Consider the following 22,025-nt stretch of genomic DNA (forward strand, 5'->3'; position numbering starts at 1 on the left):
CTTTCACGCCCAGCGGGGCGGGGTCTTGTCCAGGAAGGCCGCGATGCCATGTGCGGCCTCCTCGGTTTCCCAGGCATCCGCAAGCTGGCGGATCGTCTCTTCGATCACCCCGGCATCGATGCGGGGGCCGAGCGTGCGCGCGAGCGCCTTCGCCGCGCCCGCGGCTCCCGGGGCGGTGTGCAGATAGGGCTCGACCTCGGCCTCGACGGCCCTGTCGAGTTCGCCTGCTTCCACGACCCGGGCCACCACGCCGAGCTCGCGGGCCTCGGCTGCGCCGAAGACGCGGGCGGACATGAAGACCCGGCGCGCCTTGCCTTCGCCCATCCGGGCCAGGACATAGGGTCCGATCGTGGCCGGAATGATGCCGAGACGGGTCTCCGAGAAGCTGAACTTGCTGTCTTCGGCCGCAATGGCCACGTCGCAGATGCAGGCCAGCCCCACGCCGCCGCCGAAGGCGCCGCCCTGGATGCGGCCGATCAGCGGCTTGCGCATCCGGTTCAGCGCGTCGAGCATCTCCGCGAGCTTGCGGGCTTCGGCCATGCGCTCGGCGCGACCGGCCGAGACCTGCGCCTTCATCCAGGCAAGGTCGCCCCCGGCGCAGAAGATCTTCCCCGCCCCGGAGAGAACGACAGCGCGGATGGCCGGATCGGCGTCCAGCGCAGCGGCGGCGTCGGTCAGTTCGGCAATCATCGCCGCCGACAGGACGTTGCGCCGGTCGGGCGCAGCGAGTTCCAGATGCGCGACGCCGCGCACGTCCGGGTTCAGGCGGATCGCCGAAAAGGTCATGCCGGTTCCCTCAGTCCCTTGGCGAGCGCGGCCGCGACAGCCAGCCTGTCCATGTCGATGCCCGTCCCGAAACCGAGACGCTCCATCAGGCCTCGTCAGCCCCAAATGGGTGCCGCAGATGGCCGATGCCGCGCAGGTGCTGAACGGCATCAGGCGGGTTCCCGGCGTGACCTATTCGGCGCTGGCCCCGAACCTCGCCGGGTTCGAGGCCGCGCTGCTGGCCGGGGCCGACCGGGTCGCGGTCTTCGGCTCCGCCTCCGAGGGGTTCTCGCGCCGCAACATCAATTGCTCCGTCGCCGGGAGCCTGGAGCGCTTCCGGCCGGTCCTCGCCGCGGCCAGGGCGGCCATGATCCCGGTCCGCGGCTATGTTTCCTGCGTCACCGACTGTCCCTATGACGGGCCGGTGGCGCCGGAGACGGTGGCAAAGGTCGCCGCGGCGATGCTGGCGATGGGCTGCGACGAGATCAGCCTCGGCGACACGATCGGCGCCGGAACCCCGGAGACGGTCGGCAGGATGCTTGACGCCGTTCTCGCGCAGGTCCCGGCGAACCGGCTCGCCGGGCATTTCCACGACACGCGGAACACGGCGCTGGCCAATATCGAGGCCAGCCTCGCCCGCGGCCTGCGGATCTTCGACAGCTCTGCCGGCGGGCTCGGNCGGCTGCCCCTATGCGCCCGGCGCCAAGGGCAATGTCGCGACCGAGCGCGTGGCGGTCTTCACATAGCCCATCTTGCCCTCCGGAACTCTCCTGCCGATATGGGCAAGCCGGGCCGTTCCGGCAAGCCTGCGCCGCGAAAGCGAAGGGGCTCCTGCGGAAGCCATGGCCCTGTGCCTGACCCTTCGCGCGCAGCCGTCAGGCGGTCCGGCGGCGCAGAGCCGCCAGCGCGCCGAGGCCGCCCGCCAAAAGCAGCGCCGGGACCGGCAGCGGAACCGGCTGCGGATCCGCGTTGGAGCGCGCCACCAGCCCGCAGATCGGGTCGCAGAGGGTCGTCCCGGTGAACATGCTTCCGCCCATCCGCAGATCCGCCACCTCGTCATCCGGGGCCATGCCGATCGCGCCGGTGGCGAAGGTCAGCGGGCCGATCCGGTCGCCGTCCGGAAGCGCATGCGTCAGCCGATAGCCGATGCCGATCGCGGGACGCCCGGTCGGCAGGACGACATCCCGGGTCAGCCCAAGCATGCTCTTGCAGGCGAAATCCATCGACGGGGCTTCGACCGTATCGAAGGCGATGACGGACAGCGCCCAGATGCCGGGCCTCCCCCCGGTGGAGTCCACGGCGTCGGTCTAGATGAGATCGATGGCGCCGCAACGGCAACTTGCTTGCAAATCGTACCAAACTTCATGGCAAAATGCCTCCGAACTTCCGTATGGCCCTCGGCCTCCGGAACCATAGCCGCGCGCCGGAGGCCGAGAGTTCATAAATGTATCAACCAACGGAAAGGTGTGCGGCAGTTGCGGGTTTCACGGCCCCCCGCAGGTTGCTGCGCCTCCTGCGCGGCACGGACGGGCCCGGTTGCCCGCTTGCGCGGCACGGCGAAACCGGCGGGCGATGCCAGGGACATGGCGCGGCGGAAAATCGAGACCAGCGGACGGCGCGGCCCCGCGGGCGGAAAAGCGAAAGGGCTCCCGAAGGAGCCCTTTGCGGAACTTTTGCAGCTGCCCTTGCGGGCGGCTCCGTCAGGCGGAGCGGCGGCGCAGGCCAACCAGGGCACCGATGCCGCCCATCAGCAGCAGCGCCGGGACCGGAAGCGGAATGGTCTGCAGGTCGACGCCCGAACGGCGCAGGGCCAGATCGGAAACCGGATCGTAGACGGTCAGCTGCGGCGCGCCCGGCACCGGGCCGGTCATGCCGATCAGCTTGAGGTCGAACACGTCGTCATCGACGCCGTAGCCCAGCGAGCCGGTGTCGAAGGTCAGGGTGCCGATCACGTCGCCGTCGGTGTAGTTGGCCAGGGTCACGTAGCCCACGCCCACAGCCTCGTCGCCTGCAACGTCGAACATCGCCGTCGCGCCGAGCGTCAGCGGCAGAGCCGCGTTCACGCTGAACGACAGGTTCGACACTTCGATTTCGTCAAATGCGACGACCGTGAAGAACCATGCCCCTGCAACGCCGCCGGTGGTGTCGATTGCGTCGGTGTAGAGAATGTCGATCGAATAGGTGGAATTCGACGAAATGTAGCACTGGCTGCCGACGAGATCGCTGATGCCGGCGACACCGTCGCAATCGTCGGAGTCGAACATCACCGAAGCCTGGCCGGCCGAAGCCGCCATGAGCATTGCTCCGCCAACAGCGAAGCTTCGGATAGCGGTTGCCATCTCCATTAGAATAATCCTTCTGAAACTCGCGGGGTTTTCCCTCTTCGAGGTTATACACGATTCAAGATCGGTCTTTACACTGGAATTTTACGTGTTTTGCGCAATTGCGACCTTTTTGTTCAAAATCTGGATAAAATGCCAGTAACGCCCCGGGCATATTGCTCCACAAACGCCATAATTTGTCGATTTCCAGCCCCTCCGTCCGCGATCGCGGCATTTCGGCCTCCTCATGCGGTTTGATTCGCACCGCTTGCCGCGCATCTCCGGCGACTCCGTTGACATGTCCGCTGCTCCTGCAGAATGACAGGTCAGCAGGGGCTATCTTCATGGCAAACATCACTTTCTTCGAAAAGCCAGGCTGCATCTCGAACGCCCGGCAAAAGCGGCTTCTGGAAAATTCCGGCCATCAACTCCCGATTGCAAACCTGCTCGCACAGCCCTGGACGCCCGCCACGCTGCGACCTTTTTTCGGTGCCATGCCGGTCGCCGCCTGGTTCAACGCCGCCGCCCCCGCAATCCGGTCCGGCAGGGTCCGTCCGGAGGCGCTGGACCAGGTCGGCGGCAGCCGCCGCGCGGGCTTCGACCCCGCGGAGATCCATGCCTGGACCGGCCTCGCCGATCCGGGCAGCAAGATCAGCGACGCCTGTCCGACGCCCGCAGCCCGCACCTGAGCGCCCGCCGCTCCGCCACGCCTGCGGCGGGCTCATGGTTCTACTTATCAATGACTTGATAGACCGCCTCGGCCGCTACAACAGGCCGGAGGCTCCGGTTCAAGCGCGGCTGCGCCACAGGATGAACAGCCCGGAGAGCACGATCAGACCCGCCCCGAGCAGCGTCTGCGGAGAGAGGCTCTCGCCGAAGAAGACGAGGCCGAGCGCGATACCGAACAGCAGCCGGGTGTAGCGGAACGGCGTCACCGCGCCGACCTCGCCGGTGCGCATCGCGGTCATCAGGCAGCCATAGGCCAGCGCGCCGCAGAGCACCGCCGCCGCGACCGGCAGAATGGCCGCGGCGGACGGCAGGACGAAAGCCTCGCCCGACCAGAGCGCGAACAGGAGCCCGGCCACGATGACCGAAAGAAATCCGTAGAAGCCCAGGACCGGCGCGCCGAGCGAGGCCGGCGCCATCCGGCTGGCAAGGTCGCGCCCGGCAAAGCCGATGGTGCCGATCACCGCCAGGATGGTCATCGCCGAGACCCCGTCCACCCCCGGGCCGACGATCAGCACGACCCCCGCAAGTCCCAGCGCGATGGCGCTCCAGCGGCGCCAGCCGACCTTTTCGCCGAGGAAGATCGCGGCGCCGCCGACCACCAGCAGGGGCGTCGCCTGGAGGATCACCGTGGTCGAGGACAACGGCGCCAGCGCCAGCGCCAGAACGTAGAACAGCCGTCCCGTCACCTCGAAGACCGCCCGCACCTGCATCGCACGCGACAGCACTGCCGGGGTGAAGAGCCGCGCCCCGGAAAGCCGTGCCGCCAGCGCAAAGACCAGCGCGCCGCCGATCCCGAACAGAACCAGCACCTCGGCGACCGGCAGCCTCGCCGCGGCCGCCTTGACGAAAGCGTCCTCCACCGCGAAGGCGGCCATCGCGGCGATCATCCAGAGGCTCCCGGCGAGGTTCGCCCGGCTGCTGCCATGTGACGTGATTGCGGACATTGCACCCCTCCGACAAGCCTGCGCCGGCACCGGATGGCGGGCCAAGCCTCCCTGCCCCGCAATCCGCGGCCCGTCAACGCCCCGCGGCACAGCGCCGACCCGGCGCCGTTTCGCTTGGCCCGGACCCGAACGGCGGCTATCCCTTGGGAAACACCCGAAAAGGAGACGGGACATGGAGCGTCTGAGGGAGCTCTATCACGGCGACAGCCGCGAGGCGCACCGGTTCCGCTACGGGCTGGTGGCCTTCGACCTGGCCACGATCGGCTTCATCGTGGTGACGTCCTTCCTGCCCCGCGCGAGCTGGATCGAAATCGCCGACCTGTTCCTCGGCCTGTTCATCATCACCGATTTCCTGATCCGGGTCTGGCTGGAAAAGGAGCGCTGGAAGTTCTTCACCCGGCCCTCGACCTGGGCGGACATGGCGGCGATCTTCTCGTTCCTGGCGCCGATCACCGGCGAGGGGCTGGGATTCCTCAGGGCGATGCGCACGCTGCGGCTGCTGCATTCCTACCAGCTGCTGGCGCGGCTGCGGCAGGATTCCAAGTATTTCCGCAAGCAGGAAGAGGTGGTCCTCGCCACGGTCAACCTGTTCGTCTTCCTCTTCATCGTGACCGGCATGATCTATGCCAGCCAGGAAGCGATCAATCCGCAGATCAACAACTATGCCGATGCGCTCTATTTCACCGTCACCACGCTGACCACCACCGGATTCGGCGACATCACCCTGATGGGCACGACGGGGCGGATGCTGGCGGTGGCGGTGATGATCTTCGGCGTCACGCTGTTCCTGCGGCTGGCGCAGGTGATGTTCCGGCCCTCGAAGGTGCGCACCGAATGCCAGCGCTGCGGGCTCGGCCTGCATGATGCAGACGCGATCCACTGCAAGCATTGCGGCGCGATCATCCATATCGACACCGAGGGGCTGACCTGAAGGGTCAGCCGAGCAGCTTGTCGATTTCCTTCAGGGTCGCGACCGGATCGGGCTGGGCCCAGAGGTCTTCGCCTAGGCCGAGGAAATCGGCGATCGGCGCCAGTTCGCGCACCTTGGCCAGCCGGTCGCCGTCGCGCCCGATCAGCGCGCCCTCGGCCACCACCGGCAGCTCGATCATGTCGCTCCACCAGGAAAACAGCTCGGTCTCCGCGATCTCCTCGCCGAGGCCGGTATCTGCCACCGGGCCGAAGCTGACATAGTCGGCGCCCGCCTCGCCCGCAGTCATGCCGTCATGGCGCGACACGCCGCAGAAGGTGCCGACGATCGCGTCCTCGCCCAGCGTTTCGCGGGCCTTGCGCACGTTGCGGGTGCCTTCGAGATGCACGCCGTCGAGCCCGAGCCGCTCGGCCAGCGCCAGATGCTTCTCGACCACGAAGGGCACGTCGCGCTCATGCGCGATCAGCCGCACGGCATCGGCGGCGCGCGCCACCGCATCGGCATCCTGGCTGCCCAGCCGCAGCCGCAGGCAGGAAATCTCCACCGCGTCCAGCAGCGCGGCCAGGCGGTCGGGGAAGGTCTCGGGATCGATCCCCGGCGGGGTGATCAGGTAAAGCTGGGTGCGGTCCTTGGGATCTGCTTCGTCTGACATCGGGGCTTCCATGCTGGGGTTGGACCGACCTCCTATTCGGGCCGCCCCCGCAAGGCAAGCCCCGGGCGCCGGGACCATTGCCCGCGGCCGCCGCCTGCGCTATGCGCGCGCCATGAGCCAGAACGCCGCAATCCCCCCCGAACTCGCCCCGGTCTTCGTCCTCGTCCGTCCGCAGATGGGCGAGAATATCGGGGGCGCCGCCCGCGCGATGTGGAATTTCGGCCTCGACCGCATGCGGGTCGTGGCGCCGCGCGACGGCTGGCCGAACCCGAAGGCTGTCGCGATGGCCTCGGGCGCGGGACGGCTCCTCGACGAGGCGGTGCATGTCGACGAGACCGCCGGGGCGCTCGAGGACTGCGCCTATGTCTTCGCCACCACCGCCCGCGCCCGCGGGCTCACCAAGCCGGTCTTCACCCCCGAGGCGGCGATGGCCCATGCCGCGAAGCTGGCCGCGAACGGCCAGCGCACCGCCGTGCTCTTCGGACCGGAACGCGCGGGGCTGGAAAACGACGATATCGCGCGCGCCAACGCGATCATCAACGTGCCGGTCAACCCGGAATTCGCCTCGCTCAACCTCGCGCAATGCGTCCTTTTGACCGCCTATGAATGGCGCCGCCAGGTGATGGAGGTCGCGCCCGAACGGCTGGAGCTTGCGGGCGCGGACATGGCCACCGCCGTCGAGATCGAGAAGCTCGCCGAGCATTACGACCGGCGTCTCGAGGAGGCCGGGTTCTTCTTCCCGCCGGAGAAGGCCGAGAGCATGAAGATCGTGCTGCGCAATCTCTGGTCGCGGATGCCGCTGACCCGGTCCGACGTGCAGATCTTCCACGGCATGCTGCGCCAGATGGTGCGCTGGAAGGAGCGCGGCTGAGGCCCGCGCGGGCCGTCCAGCGGAAAACCTGCCCCTGGGGCATGGACTCACGCATACGTGAGGCTACCATCGGTTGCGGAACCGCAGGAGCCCGCGCCGCATGGAGACACCGCCGATCGAGGCTTGGGGATGCACCGCGCCGCTCGTCCCGATCCGGGGCGGGCACCGCAACCGCGCGTTCCGCACCGCCGGGCTGGCGCGCGACTTGGTCTTCAAGTCCACCCGCCGCAGCGAAGCCGCCCTCGCCTGGCTCGGCCCTGTCCTCGACGCCGCCGAGTCGGCGGGCTTCCGGCCAGCCGGCCCTCGAGCCCGAGCGCGGCGGCGAGCGGCGAGAAGGCCCGCGCCGCCGGGTCCCACAGGTCGGTATGGCAGCCGAGCGAGGTCACGTCGGTGGCGAAGCGGCCGGTCAGGCGGAAGCCCCAGTATTGCGGATAGGTGACGACATGGGCGGTCTCCGCCCAGGCTTCGGGCTGGGTCACCTTCAGGTAATGCAGCTTGGCGCCGAGATTCAGGCCGAAGGGCAGGCGGGGGCTGCCGGTGACGGCGAAATCCGGGCGCAGCGCGTCATAGGCGGCGGCGGTCTCCGACAGGTCGTGCTCGTAATCGAGCATCGGCGTGGCGAGCCGGCCATCCGCCTCCAGCATCACCGCTGCCGCACCGTGGGTCGTCACGGAAATCGCGTCGATCCCGTGGCTGGCCTGGAAGGCGGCGAGATGCTCGAGGAAGAACGCCCAATGCCCCTCCAGATCGTAATGCGGATAGGGCGGGCCGGGGATCACTTCGTTCGCTCGCTTGACCACGGCGATTTCGGAGAGGGTCGCGGCATCGACCAGCGCGAGCTTGGCATTGGTCTTGCCGACATCGATCACGGCAATATGGCGGGGCGTCGTCATGGCAGGTGGAACACCGTTTCCAGGGGAACCGAGACCGGCTCGTTATCGGGATGGGTCTGCATGATGTCGGCCATATGCGCCCACCAGCGTTTCATCACATCGTGGGCGGGCAGGGCGTCCATGCCGTGATCCTGCCGCCGCCAGAGCACGCCGAAAAGCGCATTCGTCTCCGGGTCGTGATGGATCGAGTAATCCTCGACGCTTGCCTGCTTCAGCAGATCGACCAGTTCCGGCCAGATCTCGTCATGGCGCTTGCGGTACTCGTCGAGCTTGCCCGGATGCAGCACCATACGGAAGGCGATCTTCTCCATCACTTGCCCCGCGCCATCTTGAACAGCCGCGGCACGGCGATGACGCCGATCAGCATGAGGCCGATGAAGATCGACATGACGATGCCCGGCACGTTGAGGAGGCCCAGTCCGAAGGTCACGAGCCCCATCAGGATCGCCGCGATCACCACGCCGGGGATCGAGCCGGAGCCGCCGAGGATCGACACGCCGCCGAGCACGACCATGGTCACCACCTCAAGCTCCATGCCCGAGGCGATGGAGGGGCGGGTGGAACCGAGCCGCGAGGTCAGGCAGACTGCCGCGAGGCCGGACATTAACCCGGTGAGCAGGAAGAGGATCATTTTCACCCGCTGGACCCGGATGCCGGAAAACAGCGCGGCGGTGGAGTTGTTGCCGATTGCATAGACCTGGCGGCCGAAATTGGTCTTGTGCAGCACCACGCCGAAGACGATGGCGAGGAGCGTGAAGATCACCATCTCGACCGTGATCACCCAGAAGACATAGCCTTGGCCGAACCAGGCGAAGCCCTCGGGATAGCCGCGGAAGGCGCCGTCGCCCAGCACGATATAGGAGATGCCGCGGAAGAGGCTCATCGTGCCGATCGTCACGACGATCGACGGCAGGCCCAGCCGCGTGACCAGAAGCCCGTTGAAGGCGCCGCAGGAGAGGCCCACCGCAAGCCCGGTGAAGACCAGCGCGCCTGTGCCGCCGCCCATCTGCATGACTACGCCCATTGCGGTCGAGCAGAGTGCGATGATCGAGGCAACGCTCAGGTCGATCTCGCCCGCGATGATCAGCAGCGCCATGGCGAAGGCGATCATCGCCTTCTCGGTAAAGTTGAAGGTCGCGTCCGACAGGCTCCAGGCGTCGAGGAAATAAGGCGAGGCGAAGGAGTTGAGGATGAACACCGCCACCGCGACGAGGAGCAGCAGCGACTCCCAGCTTTTCAGCAGCTTCGCGGCCGGAGAGGCGAGGCGGTCGGGGATTTGGCGGGGGGCGGGGACCATGTCGGGATCTGCCAGGCTCATGCTGCATGCTCCGCGGATTTGAGGATGACGCGGCCTTTCGAACGGCCTGCACGGGCGTTGAAGGCGACGGCGATCAGGATGGCGGCACCGGAAATGGCAAGCTGCCAGAAGGGCGAGATGTCGACGACCGGCAGGGCGTTCTTGATCACGCCGAGGAAGAGCGCGCCCAGGACGGCCCCCGCGACGGTGCCGACGCCGCCGGCGATGGAGATGCCGCCGATCACGCAGGCGGCGACCACGTCCAGCTCGAACCCCCCGGCGATGTCGACATAGGCGACGGCGTAGCGGGCGATCCAGAGGTATCCGGTCAGCCCGGCGAGCGCGCCGGAGATGACGAAGGCGGCGAATTGCGTGCGGCCGACATCGATGCCGGTATAGGCGGCCGCATGGGGGTTGGAACCTGCGGCGAAGATCGAGCGGCCGAGCACGGTGCGGCTCATCACCAGCCCCATCGCGGCGATGGCGATGATCGCGATCCAGGCGAGCACCGGCAGGCCGAGGATCTCGATGCGCGGGAAGCCGGTGAAATTGGCGCTCATCTCATGCGCGTTGACCCACTGCCCGTCGGAAATCAGGAAGATGATGCCGCGGAAGATGGTCATCGTGCCGAGAGTCACCACGATCGACGGAATGTCGAGCTTCCACACCAGCAGCCCGTTGATGGCCCCCATCAGCGCGCCCATGCCGATGGCCAGCGCAATGGTGAGAACGACCGGCAGGCCCGGCGCGACAGTGTTCAGGAGCGCGACGGCCATGCCGGTCAGCGCCAGGTTCGCCGCGACCGACAGGTCGATGCAGCGGGTCAGGATCACCGCCATCTGGCCGAGGGCGAGGATCATCAGCGGCGCGGTGTCGGTGAAGACCGCGGCGAGATTGCCGGGCGTCACGAAGCCCGGGAAGCGCGAGGCGATCAGCGCCAGCATGGCCGCGATCACGGCGACCAGCAGGGTCTCGCGGTGTTTCAGGATGCTCATGCGGCCTCCGCGGCGCTGATGCCGGCGGCATGCCGGACAAGGGTTTCGGGGGTGAGCGCATCGCCTTCGAGCTCGGCCGCGATGCGGCCCTCGCGCATGACGATCACGCGGTCGGACATGCCGAGGATCTCGGGGATTTCCGAGCTGACCATGATCACCGACAGGCCTTCGCCCGCCAGCTCCGACATGAAGTCATGCACGGCCGCCTTCGATCCGATGTCGATGCCCTTGGTCGGCTCGTCGAGGATGATGACCTTGGGCTTCGTCGCCAGCCATTTGGCGATCACGACCTTCTGCTGGTTGCCGCCCGAAAGCGCGCCGACCGGCGTGTCGAGCGAGGCGGCGCGCAGGTCGAGCCGCTGGGTGTAGTCGCGCGCCAGCTTGAATTCCTCGGCCATGCGCAGGAAGCCGTTCCGGGAGGTCTGGGCCAGCGAGGGCAGGGTGACGTTCTGGAAGATCGGCAGCTGGGTGATGGCGCCCTGCTTGCCGCGGTCTTCGGGGACATAGACGATGCCCGCCTCGATGGCCTCGGCGGGCGAGCGGATCGCCAGCACCTTGTCGCCCATCTTGACGACGCCCTTCGAGGGCTTGGTCAGCCCGATCAGCGCCTGCATGAATTCCGAGCGGCCCGCGCCCACCAGCCCGTAGAAGCCCAGGATCTCGCCTTGGCGGAGGGAGAACCCGATATCCTCGAATTCGGTGGGGTGGGAATAGCCTGCGACGCGCAGCACTTCGCCGCCGATGCGGGGGGCGCGCTTGGGATAGATCTGCTCGACCGAACGGCCGACCATCATGCGGACCAGATCCGCCTCGGTGGTCTCGGCCATGCGCCCGGCGCCGACGAACTGGCCGTCGCGGAACACGGTGTAGCGGTCACTGATGCGGAAGATCTCGTCGAACTTGTGCGAGATGAACAGGATCGCCTTGCCCTGGCGCTTCAGCTCGTCGACCAGCTCGTAGAGCTCCTCGATCTCCTTGTGCGACAGCGCGGCGGTCGGCTCGTCCATGATCACCACGCGGGCGTCGATGCTGAGCGCGCGGGAGATCGCGACGAGGTGCTTCGAGGCGATGCCCAGATCCTTCAGCAGGACATCTGGGTCGATCTCGGCGCCGATGCCCTTGAGGATCGCGGCGGCCTTGCGGCGCATCTCGCCCTTGTCGATCAGCCCGAAGCGGGTGCGCGGGGCATGGCCGAGGAAGATGTTCTCGGCCACCGTCAGGTCGTCGAACAGCACGGTTTCCTGGTGGATCGCGGTGACGCCTGCCGCGGCGGCGGCCTGCGGCGTCGGGAAGCGCAGCGCCGTGCCGTCGAGCCGGATCTCGCCCTCGTCGGGCTGGTAGATGCCGGTCAGGCACTTGACGATGGTCGACTTCCCGGCACCGTTCTCGCCGATCAGCGCGGTGACCTCGCCCGGATAGAGCTCCAGCCTCACGCCGTCGAGCGCGCGCGTGCCGGGGAATGTCTTGACGATGCCGGACAGTTCCAGGACCGGCTCGGGGCTTGCCTCGGCCATGCGGGCCTCCCTTTTGGATGCAGTTGTCCCGTGGATGCGCGGAGGATCCCCGCGCATCCCGCTCTTGGAGGAGACGGGGATCAGAAAATGCCTTTGAACTCGTCGATGTTCGAGCTGTCGTAGACGAAGGGGTCGGCCATTGCGCCGGTATTGTCGTCGTCCAGCGTCACCTCGCCGAGGCGGCCCATGCCGATGGTCGCGCCCGGCGCCGCCTCGTCATCGCCCTTGGCGAGATTGTAGGCGATCATGGTCGCGGCATAGCCGAGGTCGATCGGGTTCCAGATGGCGAAGGATTTCGACGCGCCCGACTCGATGGCGCCGGCCATCTCGGAGGGCAGGCCGAGGCCGGTCACGTTGACCTCGCCCACCTTGCCCGCATCGACGACGGCCTGCGCCGCCGCCACGATGCCGACCGAGGTCGGCGCGATGATCGCATCGAGATCCGGATAGGACTGCATCAGGCCCTGGGCCTCGCGGTAGGACTTATCTGCCAGGTCGTCGCCATAGACGGTCGCGACCAGGTTGATGCCCGGGTATTCCGGCATCACCTTCTTCATCTCGTCGATCCAGATGTTCTGGTTGGTCGAGGTGGTCGTCGCCGACAGCACCGCCACGTCGCCGCCCTCGGGCAGGTTGTCGGCCGCGAGCTTGAGGATCATGTTGCCGATCAGCGGGTTCGAGGACGGGTTCAGGTGCATCTGGCGGCCTTCCGGCGCCACGCCCGAATCCCACGAGATCACGGTGATCCCGCGCTGCATCGCCTTCTTCAGCGTCGGCACCAGCGCGTCGGTGTCATTGGCGGAGATCGCGATCGCGTCGACCCGCTGTGCGATCAGCGAGTTGATCACCTCGATCTGGCCCTCTGCGGTGGTGTCGGTCGGACCGGTATAGATGATCTCGACATCGCCCAGCTCGCCGGCCGCTTCCTCGGCGCCCTTCGCGGCGGCCTCGAAGAAGCCGATGCCGAGCGCCTTGACGACCAGCGCGATGCGCATGTCCTCGGCCGAGGCGGTTCCGGCCATCAGCCCGAACGTGGCCGCGGTGGCCAGAAGCTTCGCAAAAGATTTCATGTCTTCCTCCCTATGGTATCCAGTCAGGGCGCGTGGCCCCATTCCTTGATTTCCGCGGCCAGCCCCTCAGCCAGCCGGGCATGTGCGTCCGCCGTCAGGTGGATGCCGTCCTGCGGATCGGTCTCGGCCACCTGTCCGGCGTCGTAGAACATCGCGCCCGCCGCTGCGGCGGCCGCCGCCATCGCCGGGGCCAGCCCGCGCGACTTTAGGGCGCCGCCGACCATGTGCGGGCCGGGCACGCCGGTTTCGGAGATCGGCGCGGGGGCGACGACCAGGATGTCCGGATCGGTCCCGTCCGGCCCGGCCTGGTGGCTGCGGATCTCGGTGATCAGCCGGGTGATGCCCTTGGCGATGTCCGCGGGCGTCAGCGAAAAGCGCGTCTTCAGGTCGTTGGTGCCGAGCATCAACACCATCAGATCGACCGGCTTGTGGGTCCTGAGCACCGCGGGCAGCACCCTGAGCCCGTTCAGGAACTCGCCCTCGAACGGGTCGTCGAGGCAGGTGGTGCGGCCCGGCAGGCCCTCTTCGATCACCCGGTATCCGGACCCCAGCAGATCGGCCATCCGCAGCGGCCAGCGCGTCCCGGTGTCATAGCGGTGCCAAGTGCCGTCATCGGCGATTGCCGAGGCGCCGTGGGTGTTCGAGTCGCCGTAGCAGAGGATCACGCGTTCGCTCATGACGCAGCCTCCTCGCGGGTGCCGGTGGCGGTGGCGACGATCACGTTGATGTCGGCGGCCTCGAGCATCGCGGCGGCGCGGTCGGAAATGCCCTCGTCGGTGACCAGCGTGTCGATCCGCTCCAGCGGGCAAAGGACCAGCGAGGAGCGGTTGTCGAATTTCGAGCTGTCGACCAGAACGACCAGCTCGTCGGCCTGGCCGATCAGCTTCTGCTCGGCCTGGATCAGCAGCGGATCTGCCTCCATCAGCCCCAGTGGCCCGATGCCCTGCGCGCCCATGAACATGCGGCGGGCGTAGAAATTCTTGGTCACGTCGTTCTCGAAGGGCGACAGGATGATGTTCTGCTCGCGGTAGATCGCGCCGCCGGACAGCATGATCGTGTTCTTCGAATTCTTCAGCAGGTGCTCGGCGATCGGGAAGCTGTTGGTGAAGATCTGCAGCCGCCGCGAGGCCAGCGGATGCACCATCTGGAAGGTCGTCGTGCCGCCGTTGATGATGATCGGGTCGCCGTCGTCGCAGAGATCGACCGCGGCGCGCGCGATTGCGCGCTTCTGCTCGATCCTGATCGTTTCGTTGACGGAAAACGGACGGCCGGCGAGCCCGGGAAACTGGTTCGGGTTCAGCGCCTCGGCGCCGCCGCGGACCCGGCGGACCTTCTTCTGCATGTGAAGAGCGGCGATGTCCCGGCGGATGGTTGCCTCGGAAGCCCCTGTCAGGGAACAGATCTCCGCCACGGTCACGACCGGGCGGTCCTGTACCGCGGACAGTATGATCCTGTGGCGTTCCTTCTCGTGCATCCTGGTCCTCCCTTGCAGGCGAGATTGCGGCGGGAATCGATCACTGTCAATCATAAACTGTCATAACGATCATGCTGCAGGTGCAAAATGATCAGAAATGATCGAAAATGATTGACAACGACCGTCCCGATGCGGCAGCGTCAGCGCAGACGTTCATGCTCCGGGATACCGGAGGAGAGGGAGGATCTCCAATGCTCATCGCGAATCCGCGGCTCGCGTCGCTCTGGGACGACGACCGTGCCAAGGCCATGTCCGAGCCGGAAAAGCTGCTTTACCGCTCGAACCTGCTGGGCAGCGACAAGCGCATCACCAATTACGGCGGCGGCAACACCTCGGCGAAGGTGATGCAGCCCGATCCGCTGACCGGCGACGAAGCCGAGGTGCTGTGGGTCAAGGGCTCGGGCGGCGATGTCGGCTCGATCAAGATGGACGGCTTCGCCACGCTCTACATGGAGAAGCTGCGCGCGCTGAAGGGCAAGTACCGCGGTGTCGCCTTCGAAGACGAGATGGTCGGCTACCTGCCGCACTGCACCTTCAACCTGAACCCGCGCGCCGCCTCGATCGACACGCCGCTGCATGCCTACGTCCCGAAAAGCCATGTCGACCACATGCATCCGGACGCGATCATCGCGATTGCCGCTTCGAAGAACTCGAAGGAGCTGACCGCGCGCATCTTCGGCGACGAGATCGGCTGGCTGCCGTGGAAGAAGCCGGGCTACGAGCTGGGCCTGTGGCTGGAGAAGTTCTGCCTCGAGAACCCCGACGCCAAGGGCGTCGTGCTCGAATCGCACGGCCTGTTCACCTGGGCGGATGATGCGAAAGAGTGCTACGAGCTGACGCTCGAGATCATCAACAAGGCGATCGCCTTCTTCGAGGAAGAGACGGCCGGCAAGACGATCTTCGGCGGTGCGGTCTGCGAGAGCCTCGGCAAGGACGAGCGCCGCAAGGTCGCCGCGGCGCTGATGCCCGCGATCCGCGGCATGGTCTCGGGCCTGCAGCCGATGGTCGGCCATTTCAACGACAGCGAAACCGTTCTGGAATTCGTCAATTCCGCCGAGCTGCGCCCGCTGGCGGCGCTTGGCACCTCCTGCCCGGACCACTTCCTGCGCACCAAGATCTGCCCGCTGGTCGTCGATTTCGACCCGGCCAAGGGCAATCTCGACGAGGTGCTGGCCGGTCTGCCCGCGCAGGTCGAGGCCTATCGCGACGGCTATGCGGCCTATTACGACCGCTGCAAGCATGACGACAGCCCTGCGCTGCGCGACCCGAACGCGGTCGTCTATCTGGTGCCCGGCGTCGGCATGATCACTTTCGCCAAGGACAAGGCCACCGCGCGGATCTCGGGCGAGTTCTATGTCAACGCGATCAACGTGATGCGCGGCGCCTCGACCGTGTCGGAATATTGCGGCCTGCCGGAGCAGGAAGCCTTCGACATCGAGTACTGGCTGCTCGAAGAGGCCAAGCTGCAGCGCATGCCGAAGCCGAAATCGCTGGCCGGCAAAGTCGCGCTGGTCACCGGCGGGGCAGGCGGCATCGGCGCGGCGACGGCGGAACGCTACCTGTCCGAAGGTGCCTGCGTGGTGCTCGCGGACATCAATGCCGATGCGCTGGACAGCACGCTCGAGGCGCTGGCCGGGAAATACTCCCGCGACGTGGTCCGCACCGTGGTGATGAACGTCACCGACGAAGCGGCGGTCGATGCGGCCTATGCCGAGGCGACGGTCGAATATGGCGGGATCGACATCCTCGTGTCGAATGCCGGCATCGCGTCTTCGGCCCCGGTCGAGGAAACCTCGCTGGAGCTGTGGAACAAGAACATGTCGATCCTGTCGACCGGTTACTTCCTCGTCTCCCGCGCGGCGTTCAAGCTGATGCGCGTGCAGGGCATGGGCGGCTCCATCGTCTTCGTGGCTTCGAAGAACGGCCTCGCGGCCAGCCCGAACGCCTCGGCCTATTGCACGGCGAAGGCTTCGGAAATCCACCTGGCCCGCTGCCTGGCACTGGAAGGCGCGGAGGCGGGGATCCGCGTGAACGTGGTCAACCCGGATGCGGTGCTGCGCGGCTCGAAGATCTGGGAAGGCGAGTGGCTGGAACAGCGCGCGTCGACCTACAAGACCGACAAGGAAGGCCTCGAGGAGATGTACCGCAACCGCTCCATGCTGAAGCGCAACGTGCTGCCCGAGGACATCGCCGAAGCCGCCTATTTCTTCGCCTCCGAGAAATCGGCAAAGTCGACCGGCAACATCCTGAACGTGGATGCCGGCAACCAGCAGAGCTTCCCGAGGTAACACCATGATCGACAAGAGCATCATCGAGGCGGCCAACGACAAGGCCGCCGACGGGCTCCGCGCGGATTACGAGGCGCTCGGCGCGCATCTCGCCCGCCGCGGGATCGACATCGAGGCGGTGAAGGCCAAGGTCGCGAAATTCGGCGTCGCGGTGCCCTCCTGGGGCACCGGCACCGGCGGCACCCGCTTCGCCCGCTTCCCCGGTGCAGGCGAGCCGCGCCACATCTTCGACAAGCTCGACGATTGCGGCGTGATCCACCGGCTCACTGCCGCCACGCCTGACGTGTCGCTGCACATCCCTTGGGACAAGGCCCCCGCGGCGGATCTGAAGGCGAAGGCCGAGGAGCATGGGCTGGGTTTTGCCTCCATGAACTCCAACACCTTCCAGGATCAGGACGGGCAGAAGCACAGCTACAAGTTCGGCTCGCTCAGCCACACCGACCCGGCGACCCGTGCGCAGGCGGTGGAGCACAATGTCGAGACCATCGAGATCGGCCGCGAGATCGGCTCGAAATCGCTGACGGTCTGGATCGGCGACGGCTCGAACTTCCCCGGCCAGTCGAACATGACCCGCCAGTTCGAGCGCTATCTCGCCTCGATGAAGGAGGTCTATGCCAAGCTGCCCGAGGACTGGCGGATCTATTCCGAGCACAAGATCTACGAGCCGGCCTTCTATTCCACCGTCGTGCAGGACTGGGGCACCAGCTACCTGATCTCGAAGGAGCTGGGCGACAAGGCGTATTGCCTCGTCGATCTGGGCCATCACGCGCCGAACGTGAATATCGAGATGATCGTCGCGCGGCTGATCCAGTTCGGCAAGCTCGGCGGGTTCCACTTCAACGACTCGAAATACGGCGATGACGACCTCGACAGCGGCTCGGTCGAGCCCTACCGGCTGTTCCTCGTCTTCAACGAGCTGGTGGATGCGGAAGACAAGCCGGGCCTGTCGCTCGAGCACATGATCGACCAGAGCCACAACGTCACCGACCCGATCGAGAGCCTGATGTCTTCGGCCATGGAGATCCAGCGGGCCTATGCGCAGGCGCTGCTGGTCGACCGGGCGGCGCTGGAAGGTTTCCAGGAGGAAAACGACGCGCTGATGGCAACGGCGACGCTGAAGGCCGGGTTCCGGACCGACGTCGAGCCGATCCTCGCCATGGCGCGGCTGGAAGCAGGCGGGGCGATCGACCCGGTCGCGACCTTCCGGCAGTCGGGTTATCGCGCCAAGGTTGCCGAGACGCGGCCGAAATCCGCCGTCACCGGCGGCGGCATCGTCTGAGGCAAACCTTCCAGAACGCGCTGGCCCAGGTCGGCATCAAGCTCGACATCACGGTGGGCACAGCGGCGCAGATCCTCGGCCGCTACCGTGCGCGCGAGCTTGACGTCTATGTCGGCACCTGGGGGCCGGACTATCCCGACCCGCATACCAATGCCTCCACCTTCGCCTGGAACCCCGACAATTCGGATGCGGCCGGCGCGACCGGCATCCTCGCCTGGCGCAACGCCTGGGATCCGGGCGAGCTGACCGCCAAGGTCGATGCCGCCGTCACCGAGAACGATACCGCCAAGCGGGTGGAGATGTATCACGACATCCAGGCCGGGTTCCGCGACACCTCGCCCTTCGCGGTCCTCTTCCAGCAGAAGCGCCAGACCGGGGTGGCCGACACCGTGCAGAACCTGAACTTCGGCGACGCGGTCAGCTCCGCGGCCTACTGGCCCGTCACAAAGTAATGCCGCAGGCCGCGACACGGCGGGGGCGCCCGGCGGCGCCCCTTGCGGGCCTTCCCGGCCGCGTGCTGGCGACCCTGGGCTCGCTGGCGGTGACGGTGCTGGGGCTTTTGTTCGTCACCTTCTTCATCGGCCGGGTGATGCCGATCGACCCGGTTCTGGCCGTGGTCGGCGAGCGCGCCAGCCCCGAGGTCTATGCCGATGCGCGCGCCGCGCTCGGGCTCGACGAGCCGATCCCGGTGCAGTTCTGGTACTACCTGCGCGAGGTCGCGCAGGGCGATTTCGGCATGAGCCTGCTGACCGCGCGGCCCGTCATCGACGACATCGCGCGGGTCTTCCCGGCGACGCTCGAACTGGCCACGCTCGGCGTTCTCGCCGGCGTCGTGCTGGGCGTGCCGCTGGGCGTGCTGGCCGCGGTCAACCGCGGCAGCTGGATCGACCAGATCGCCCGATTGGTGGCGCTGGTCGGCTATTCGATGCCGATCTTCTGGCTCGGGCTGATCGGGCTCCTGGTGTTCTACGGCATCCTCGGCTGGGTCGGCGGGCCGGGGCGGCTCGACGTCTTCTATGACGGGCTGGTGCCGACCGTCACCGGCATGATCCTGGTCGATGCCGCGCTGGCGGGCGACTGGACGGTCTTCGGCAACGCGTTTTCGCACATCGTCCTGCCAGCCTCGCTGCTGGGCTATTTCTCGATGGCCTATATCAGCCGGATGACCCGCAGCTTCATGCTGGAGGCGCTGTCGGCCGAATACATCACCACCGCCCGCGTCAAGGGCATGAGCGAATGGCGCGTGGTCTGGGTGCATGCCTTCCGCAACATCCGGGTGCAGCTCCTGACCGTCATCGTGCTGAGCTACGCGAACCTGCTGGAGGGTTCGGTTCTGACCGAGATCATCTTCTCCTGGCCGGGCATCGGCTACTACATCACCAATGCGCTTCTGGCGGCCGACATGAACGCGGTGCTGGGCGGCACGGTGGTGGTCGGCACGATCTTCATCGTGCTGAACATGCTGTCGGACCTGCTCTACAAATTCTTCGATCCGAGGGCGCGATGAGGGCGTGGCTGCTGTCCGACGCGCCCGCTTCGCGGCGGCAGGCAAGGCTCGGGCGGCTCTATGCCGGCTGGCTGACCTTCCGCGGAAACACGCTGGCCATGGTGGGCCTCGCCATCCTCGCGGCGCTGGTGCTCTGCGCCGCCGCCGCGCCCTGGATCGCGCCGCAGGATCCCTATGCGCAGGATCTGGCGATGCGGCTGAAGCCGATCGGAACGCCGGGCCACCTGCTCGGCACCGACAGCCTCGGCCGCGACATCCTCAGCCGGCTGATCTGGGGCTCGCGGACCACGCTCTACATCGTCACGCTGGTGGCGCTGATCGCGCCGGTCGTCGGCCTGCTCGTCGGCACGGTGGCGGGCTATGCGGGCGGGGTCTGGGATGCGGTGCTGATGCGGATCACCGACATCTTCCTCGCCTTCCCGCGGCTGGTTCTGGCGCTGGCCTTCGTCGCCGCGCTCGGTGCCGGGATCGAGAACGCGGTGCTGGCGATCAGCCTCACAGCCTGGCCGCCCTATGCGCGCATGGCCCGCGCCGAGACGCTGACGATCCGCAATTCGGACTTCATCAGCGCCATCCGCCTGCAGGGCGCAGGTCCCGTCCGGATCATCACCCAGCATATCTGGCCCCTGTGCCTCAGCTCGCTGATTGTCCGCGTCACGCTGGACATGGCGGGGATCATCCTCGCCGCCGCCGGCCTCGGCTTCCTCGGGCTCGGCGCGCAGCCGCCCAGCCCGGAATGGGGCGCGATGATCTCGGAGGGGCGCCGCTTCATTCTCGACCACTGGTGGGTGGCGACGGTGCCGGGCCTCGCCATCTTCACCGTGTCGCTGGCCTTCAACCTGCTGGGCGACGGGCTCAGGGACGTGCTCGACCCGAAATCGGGGGGGTCGAAATGAGCCTTCTGGACGTGGAGAACCTGCGCGTCTCCTTCGACACGAGCCAGGGCGTGGTGGAGGCGGTGCGCGGCATCTCCTTCTCGCTCGGGCAGGAGCGGCTGGGCATCGTCGGCGAGAGCGGTTCGGGCAAGTCGATGACCGGCCGCGCCATCCTGCGCCTGGTCCGCCCGCCGGGGCGGGTTGAGGCCGACCGGATCGCGCTCGAAGGCCAGGACCTGCAAAGCCTGGGCGAACGGCAGATGCGCAAGGTGCGCGGGCGGCGGATCTCGATGGTGATGCAGGACCCCAAGTTCTCGCTCAACCCGGTGATGACCGTGGGCGAGCAGATCATGGAGGCCTATCTGCTGCATGCCCGCGACAGCCGCCGCGCCGCCCGCCGCAAGGCGCTCGAGATGCTGGAGGCCGTCGCCATCCGCGATCCCGAACGGGTGATGAAGGCCTATCCGCACGAGGTTTCGGGCGGGATGGGCCAGCGGATCATGATCGCGATGATGCTGATCCCCGATCCGCGCATCCTGATCGCCGACGAGCCGACCTCGGCGCTCGATGTCTCGGTGCAGCGCAAGGTGCTGTCGATCATGGACGGGCTGGTGCGCGACCGCGGCATGGGGCTGATCTTCATCAGCCACGACCTGAACCTGGTCTCGGAATTCTGCGACCGCGTGCTGATCATGTATGCCGGGCGCATCGTCGAGACCTGCGATGCGGCGCGGCTGCACGAGGCGCGCCATCCCTATACCCGCGGGCTGCTCAACTCCCTGCCCCGGCTCGACGCGCCGCGGGCCCGGCTGGAGGTGCTGGCCCGCGACCCGGCCTGGGCGGAGGGCGGCTGATGCTGGAAGTCGACGGCATGAATGTCTGGTTCGGCGCGGGCGCGACCCATGTCGACGCGGTGCAGGGCGCGAGCTTCTTCGTCGGGCGGGGCGAGAGCTTCGGGCTGGTCGGAGAAAGCGGCTCGGGCAAATCGACGATCCTGCGCGCGATCACCGGGCTGGCGCCGGGCTGGTCCGGCCGGGTCGAAGTGGACGGCAAGCCGGTCTACCGCGACCGCCGCGACCGGGCCTTCCACAAGCGCGTGCAGATGGTCTTCCAGGACCCCTATGCCTCGCTGCATCCGCGCCATTCGGTCGACCGCGTGCTGTCGGAAACGCTGCGGCTCCACGGCATGGACGCGATCGACCGGAGGGTGCCGCAGCTCCTCGAGGATGTCGGGCTGGGGCCGAAGTTCCGCTTCCGCTATCCCCACCAGCTGTCGGGCGGGCAGCGCCAGCGGGTCGCCATCGCCCGCGCCCTCGCCGGAGAGCCCGAGCTGCTGCTGCTCGACGAACCGACCTCGGCGCTCGATGTCTCGGTGCAGGCCGAGATCCTGAATCTGCTGGCCGATCTGCGCGGGGAACGCGGGCTGACCTACGTGATGGTCAGCCACGACCTCGCCGTGGTCGGGCACCTGTGCCAGAGGCTGGCCGTCATGCAGTCGGGCCGGATCGTCGAGATGCTGGACGTCGAGCAGCTGCGCCGGGGCCGGGCCGAGCACCCCTATTCCCGCGCGCTGATCGCCGCCTCGGTCTCCGGGGGGCGCACGGCGCGTGCCGCGGAATAGCC

Annotated in this window: 23 protein-coding genes and 1 pseudogene; 11 read left to right on the forward strand and 13 right to left on the reverse strand. The window is 67.3% G+C overall.

Annotation, left to right across the window (positions count from 1 at the left end):
* Window positions 1-3: 3 nt before the first annotated feature.
* The gene (locus C7T91_RS09630; RefSeq protein ID WP_108259043.1) at window positions 4-786 is read right to left on the reverse strand and encodes a crotonase/enoyl-CoA hydratase family protein; all 783 of its coding nucleotides are present in this window, start codon (window positions 784-786) and stop codon (window positions 4-6) included.
* Between the two features lie 85 nt (window positions 787-871).
* On the opposite strand from C7T91_RS09630, the pseudogene C7T91_RS09635 reads away from it, so the two are divergent.
* Window positions 872-1,499: pseudogene (locus C7T91_RS09635) on the forward strand (hydroxymethylglutaryl-CoA lyase); the annotation flags it as partial.
* A 141-nt stretch (window positions 1,500-1,640) separates the two neighbouring features.
* Here the strand turns inward: C7T91_RS09635 and C7T91_RS09640 are convergent.
* Both C7T91_RS09640 and C7T91_RS09645 read right to left on the reverse strand, forming a co-directional pair.
* Window positions 1,641-2,063 (reverse strand): hypothetical protein, encoded by a 423-nt coding sequence (locus tag C7T91_RS09640; protein ID WP_108259044.1) that lies wholly within the window; start codon window positions 2,061-2,063, stop codon window positions 1,641-1,643.
* 402 nt (window positions 2,064-2,465) lie between these two features.
* The gene (locus C7T91_RS09645) at window positions 2,466-3,059 is read right to left on the reverse strand and encodes a VPLPA-CTERM sorting domain-containing protein (RefSeq protein WP_145962830.1); all 594 of its coding nucleotides are present in this window, start codon (window positions 3,057-3,059) and stop codon (window positions 2,466-2,468) included.
* Between the two features lie 371 nt (window positions 3,060-3,430).
* Between C7T91_RS09645 and C7T91_RS09650 the strand changes: the two genes are divergently transcribed.
* On the forward strand, window positions 3,431-3,775 hold the full coding sequence (locus C7T91_RS09650) for a thioredoxin domain-containing protein (RefSeq protein ID WP_108259046.1): 345 nt from the start codon (window positions 3,431-3,433) through the stop codon (window positions 3,773-3,775).
* A 99-nt stretch (window positions 3,776-3,874) separates the two neighbouring features.
* Here the strand turns inward: C7T91_RS09650 and C7T91_RS09655 are convergent, their stop codons facing one another.
* Window positions 3,875-4,759: a DMT family transporter gene (locus C7T91_RS09655; RefSeq protein WP_236638139.1), complete on the reverse strand. Its 885-nt coding sequence runs from the start codon at window positions 4,757-4,759 to the stop codon at window positions 3,875-3,877.
* 172 nt (window positions 4,760-4,931) lie between these two features.
* Here C7T91_RS09655 and C7T91_RS09660 point away from each other — a divergent pair, with 172 nt between their 5' ends.
* Window positions 4,932-5,690, forward strand: coding sequence for an ion channel (locus C7T91_RS09660; RefSeq protein WP_201742053.1), 759 nt, complete (start codon window positions 4,932-4,934; stop codon window positions 5,688-5,690).
* A gap of 4 nt (window positions 5,691-5,694) precedes the next feature.
* On the opposite strand, the gene C7T91_RS09665 is transcribed toward C7T91_RS09660, so the two are convergent.
* The gene (locus tag C7T91_RS09665) at window positions 5,695-6,339 is read right to left on the reverse strand and encodes a thiamine phosphate synthase (RefSeq protein ID WP_108259048.1); all 645 of its coding nucleotides are present in this window, start codon (window positions 6,337-6,339) and stop codon (window positions 5,695-5,697) included.
* Window positions 6,340-6,451: 112 nt separating this feature from the next.
* Here C7T91_RS09665 and C7T91_RS09670 point away from each other — a divergent pair, with 112 nt between their 5' ends.
* A complete protein-coding gene (locus C7T91_RS09670; protein WP_108259049.1) occupies window positions 6,452-7,210 on the forward strand; it encodes an RNA methyltransferase in 759 nt (252 codons plus the stop codon).
* A 212-nt stretch (window positions 7,211-7,422) separates the two neighbouring features.
* On the opposite strand, the gene C7T91_RS09675 is transcribed toward C7T91_RS09670, so the two are convergent.
* The 8 genes from C7T91_RS09675 to C7T91_RS09710 form a co-directional block, all read right to left on the reverse strand.
* A complete protein-coding gene (locus C7T91_RS09675; protein WP_108259050.1) occupies window positions 7,423-8,103 on the reverse strand; it encodes an FGGY family carbohydrate kinase in 681 nt (226 codons plus the stop codon).
* Window positions 8,100-8,414, reverse strand: a complete 315-nt coding sequence (rhaM, locus tag C7T91_RS09680; protein WP_201742054.1) for an L-rhamnose mutarotase — start codon at window positions 8,412-8,414, stop codon at window positions 8,100-8,102. Before rhaM ends, C7T91_RS09675 begins: the two co-directional genes overlap by 4 nt.
* Complete coding sequence (locus tag C7T91_RS09685; RefSeq protein WP_108259052.1) at window positions 8,414-9,421, reverse strand: ABC transporter permease; 1,008 nt, start codon at window positions 9,419-9,421, stop codon at window positions 8,414-8,416. The genes rhaM and C7T91_RS09685 overlap by 1 nt, the downstream gene beginning before the upstream one ends.
* A complete protein-coding gene (locus C7T91_RS09690; RefSeq protein ID WP_108259053.1) occupies window positions 9,418-10,395 on the reverse strand; it encodes an ABC transporter permease in 978 nt (325 codons plus the stop codon). Before C7T91_RS09690 ends, C7T91_RS09685 begins: the two co-directional genes overlap by 4 nt.
* Complete coding sequence (locus C7T91_RS09695) at window positions 10,392-11,909, reverse strand: sugar ABC transporter ATP-binding protein (RefSeq protein WP_108259054.1); 1,518 nt, start codon at window positions 11,907-11,909, stop codon at window positions 10,392-10,394. The genes C7T91_RS09690 and C7T91_RS09695 overlap by 4 nt, the downstream gene beginning before the upstream one ends.
* An 80-nt stretch (window positions 11,910-11,989) precedes the next feature.
* On the reverse strand, window positions 11,990-12,979 hold the full coding sequence (gene rhaS / locus C7T91_RS09700) for a rhamnose ABC transporter substrate-binding protein (protein ID WP_108259055.1): 990 nt from the start codon (window positions 12,977-12,979) through the stop codon (window positions 11,990-11,992).
* Between the two features lie 23 nt (window positions 12,980-13,002).
* Complete coding sequence (locus C7T91_RS09705; RefSeq protein ID WP_108259056.1) at window positions 13,003-13,656, reverse strand: SGNH/GDSL hydrolase family protein; 654 nt, start codon at window positions 13,654-13,656, stop codon at window positions 13,003-13,005.
* A complete protein-coding gene (locus C7T91_RS09710; protein WP_108259057.1) occupies window positions 13,653-14,453 on the reverse strand; it encodes a DeoR/GlpR family DNA-binding transcription regulator in 801 nt (266 codons plus the stop codon). The genes C7T91_RS09705 and C7T91_RS09710 overlap by 4 nt, the downstream gene beginning before the upstream one ends.
* 191 nt (window positions 14,454-14,644) lie before the next feature.
* Between C7T91_RS09710 and C7T91_RS09715 the strand changes: the two genes are divergently transcribed.
* From C7T91_RS09715 to C7T91_RS09745, 7 genes are all read left to right on the forward strand, one after another.
* Complete coding sequence (locus tag C7T91_RS09715) at window positions 14,645-16,741, forward strand: bifunctional rhamnulose-1-phosphate aldolase/short-chain dehydrogenase (protein ID WP_108259058.1); 2,097 nt, start codon at window positions 14,645-14,647, stop codon at window positions 16,739-16,741.
* Between the two features lie 4 nt (window positions 16,742-16,745).
* Entirely contained in the window at window positions 16,746-18,020 is a 1,275-nt protein-coding gene (gene rhaI, locus C7T91_RS09720; protein ID WP_108259059.1) for an L-rhamnose catabolism isomerase, read from the forward strand.
* Between the two features lie 53 nt (window positions 18,021-18,073).
* Complete coding sequence (locus C7T91_RS09725; RefSeq protein ID WP_161555830.1) at window positions 18,074-18,472, forward strand: periplasmic substrate-binding domain-containing protein; 399 nt, start codon at window positions 18,074-18,076, stop codon at window positions 18,470-18,472.
* A 62-nt stretch (window positions 18,473-18,534) separates the two neighbouring features.
* Entirely contained in the window at window positions 18,535-19,527 is a 993-nt protein-coding gene (locus C7T91_RS09730) for an ABC transporter permease (RefSeq protein ID WP_236638140.1), read from the forward strand.
* On the forward strand, window positions 19,524-20,423 hold the full coding sequence (locus C7T91_RS09735) for an ABC transporter permease (RefSeq protein WP_108259062.1): 900 nt from the start codon (window positions 19,524-19,526) through the stop codon (window positions 20,421-20,423). The genes C7T91_RS09730 and C7T91_RS09735 overlap by 4 nt, the downstream gene beginning before the upstream one ends.
* The gene (locus C7T91_RS09740; protein WP_108259063.1) at window positions 20,420-21,256 is read left to right on the forward strand and encodes an ABC transporter ATP-binding protein; all 837 of its coding nucleotides are present in this window, start codon (window positions 20,420-20,422) and stop codon (window positions 21,254-21,256) included. Before C7T91_RS09735 ends, C7T91_RS09740 begins: the two co-directional genes overlap by 4 nt.
* Complete coding sequence (locus C7T91_RS09745; RefSeq protein WP_108259064.1) at window positions 21,256-22,023, forward strand: ABC transporter ATP-binding protein; 768 nt, start codon at window positions 21,256-21,258, stop codon at window positions 22,021-22,023. The genes C7T91_RS09740 and C7T91_RS09745 overlap by 1 nt, the downstream gene beginning before the upstream one ends.
* The last annotated feature ends 2 nt before the right edge of the window (window positions 22,024-22,025 follow it).

Source organism: Mangrovicoccus ximenensis, from assembly GCF_003056725.1.
Lineage (GTDB): Bacteria > Pseudomonadota > Alphaproteobacteria > Rhodobacterales > Rhodobacteraceae > Mangrovicoccus > Mangrovicoccus ximenensis.

Bases quoted from the DNA above. Each gene is read 5' to 3' on its own strand.
- rhaM (WP_201742054.1), bottom strand. From the start codon at position 8,414: ATGGAGAAGATCGCCTTCCGTATGGTGCTGCATCCGGGCAAGCTCGAC.
- rhaS (WP_108259055.1), bottom strand. From the start codon at position 12,979: ATGAAATCTTTTGCGAAGCTTCTGGCCACCGCGGCCACGTTCGGGCTG.
- C7T91_RS09670 (WP_108259049.1), top strand. From the start codon at position 6,452: ATGAGCCAGAACGCCGCAATCCCCCCCGAACTCGCCCCGGTCTTCGTC.
- C7T91_RS09695 (WP_108259054.1), bottom strand. From the start codon at position 11,909: ATGGCCGAGGCAAGCCCCGAGCCGGTCCTGGAACTGTCCGGCATCGTC.
- C7T91_RS09675 (WP_108259050.1), bottom strand. From the start codon at position 8,103: ATGACGACGCCCCGCCATATTGCCGTGATCGATGTCGGCAAGACCAAT.
- rhaI (WP_108259059.1), top strand. From the start codon at position 16,746: ATGATCGACAAGAGCATCATCGAGGCGGCCAACGACAAGGCCGCCGAC.
- C7T91_RS09650 (WP_108259046.1), top strand. From the start codon at position 3,431: ATGGCAAACATCACTTTCTTCGAAAAGCCAGGCTGCATCTCGAACGCC.
- C7T91_RS09735 (WP_108259062.1), top strand. From the start codon at position 19,524: ATGAGGGCGTGGCTGCTGTCCGACGCGCCCGCTTCGCGGCGGCAGGCA.
- C7T91_RS09655 (WP_236638139.1), bottom strand. From the start codon at position 4,759: ATGTCCGCAATCACGTCACATGGCAGCAGCCGGGCGAACCTCGCCGGG.
- C7T91_RS09745 (WP_108259064.1), top strand. From the start codon at position 21,256: ATGCTGGAAGTCGACGGCATGAATGTCTGGTTCGGCGCGGGCGCGACC.
- C7T91_RS09715 (WP_108259058.1), top strand. From the start codon at position 14,645: ATGCTCATCGCGAATCCGCGGCTCGCGTCGCTCTGGGACGACGACCGT.
- C7T91_RS09645 (WP_145962830.1), bottom strand. From the start codon at position 3,059: ATGGCGGCTTCGGCCGGCCAGGCTTCGGTGATGTTCGACTCCGACGAT.
- C7T91_RS09665 (WP_108259048.1), bottom strand. From the start codon at position 6,339: ATGTCAGACGAAGCAGATCCCAAGGACCGCACCCAGCTTTACCTGATC.
- C7T91_RS09660 (WP_201742053.1), top strand. From the start codon at position 4,932: ATGGAGCGTCTGAGGGAGCTCTATCACGGCGACAGCCGCGAGGCGCAC.
- C7T91_RS09630 (WP_108259043.1), bottom strand. From the start codon at position 786: ATGACCTTTTCGGCGATCCGCCTGAACCCGGACGTGCGCGGCGTCGCG.
- C7T91_RS09705 (WP_108259056.1), bottom strand. From the start codon at position 13,656: ATGAGCGAACGCGTGATCCTCTGCTACGGCGACTCGAACACCCACGGC.
- C7T91_RS09740 (WP_108259063.1), top strand. From the start codon at position 20,420: ATGAGCCTTCTGGACGTGGAGAACCTGCGCGTCTCCTTCGACACGAGC.
- C7T91_RS09685 (WP_108259052.1), bottom strand. From the start codon at position 9,421: ATGAGCCTGGCAGATCCCGACATGGTCCCCGCCCCCCGCCAAATCCCC.
- C7T91_RS09690 (WP_108259053.1), bottom strand. From the start codon at position 10,395: ATGAGCATCCTGAAACACCGCGAGACCCTGCTGGTCGCCGTGATCGCG.
- C7T91_RS09710 (WP_108259057.1), bottom strand. From the start codon at position 14,453: ATGCACGAGAAGGAACGCCACAGGATCATACTGTCCGCGGTACAGGAC.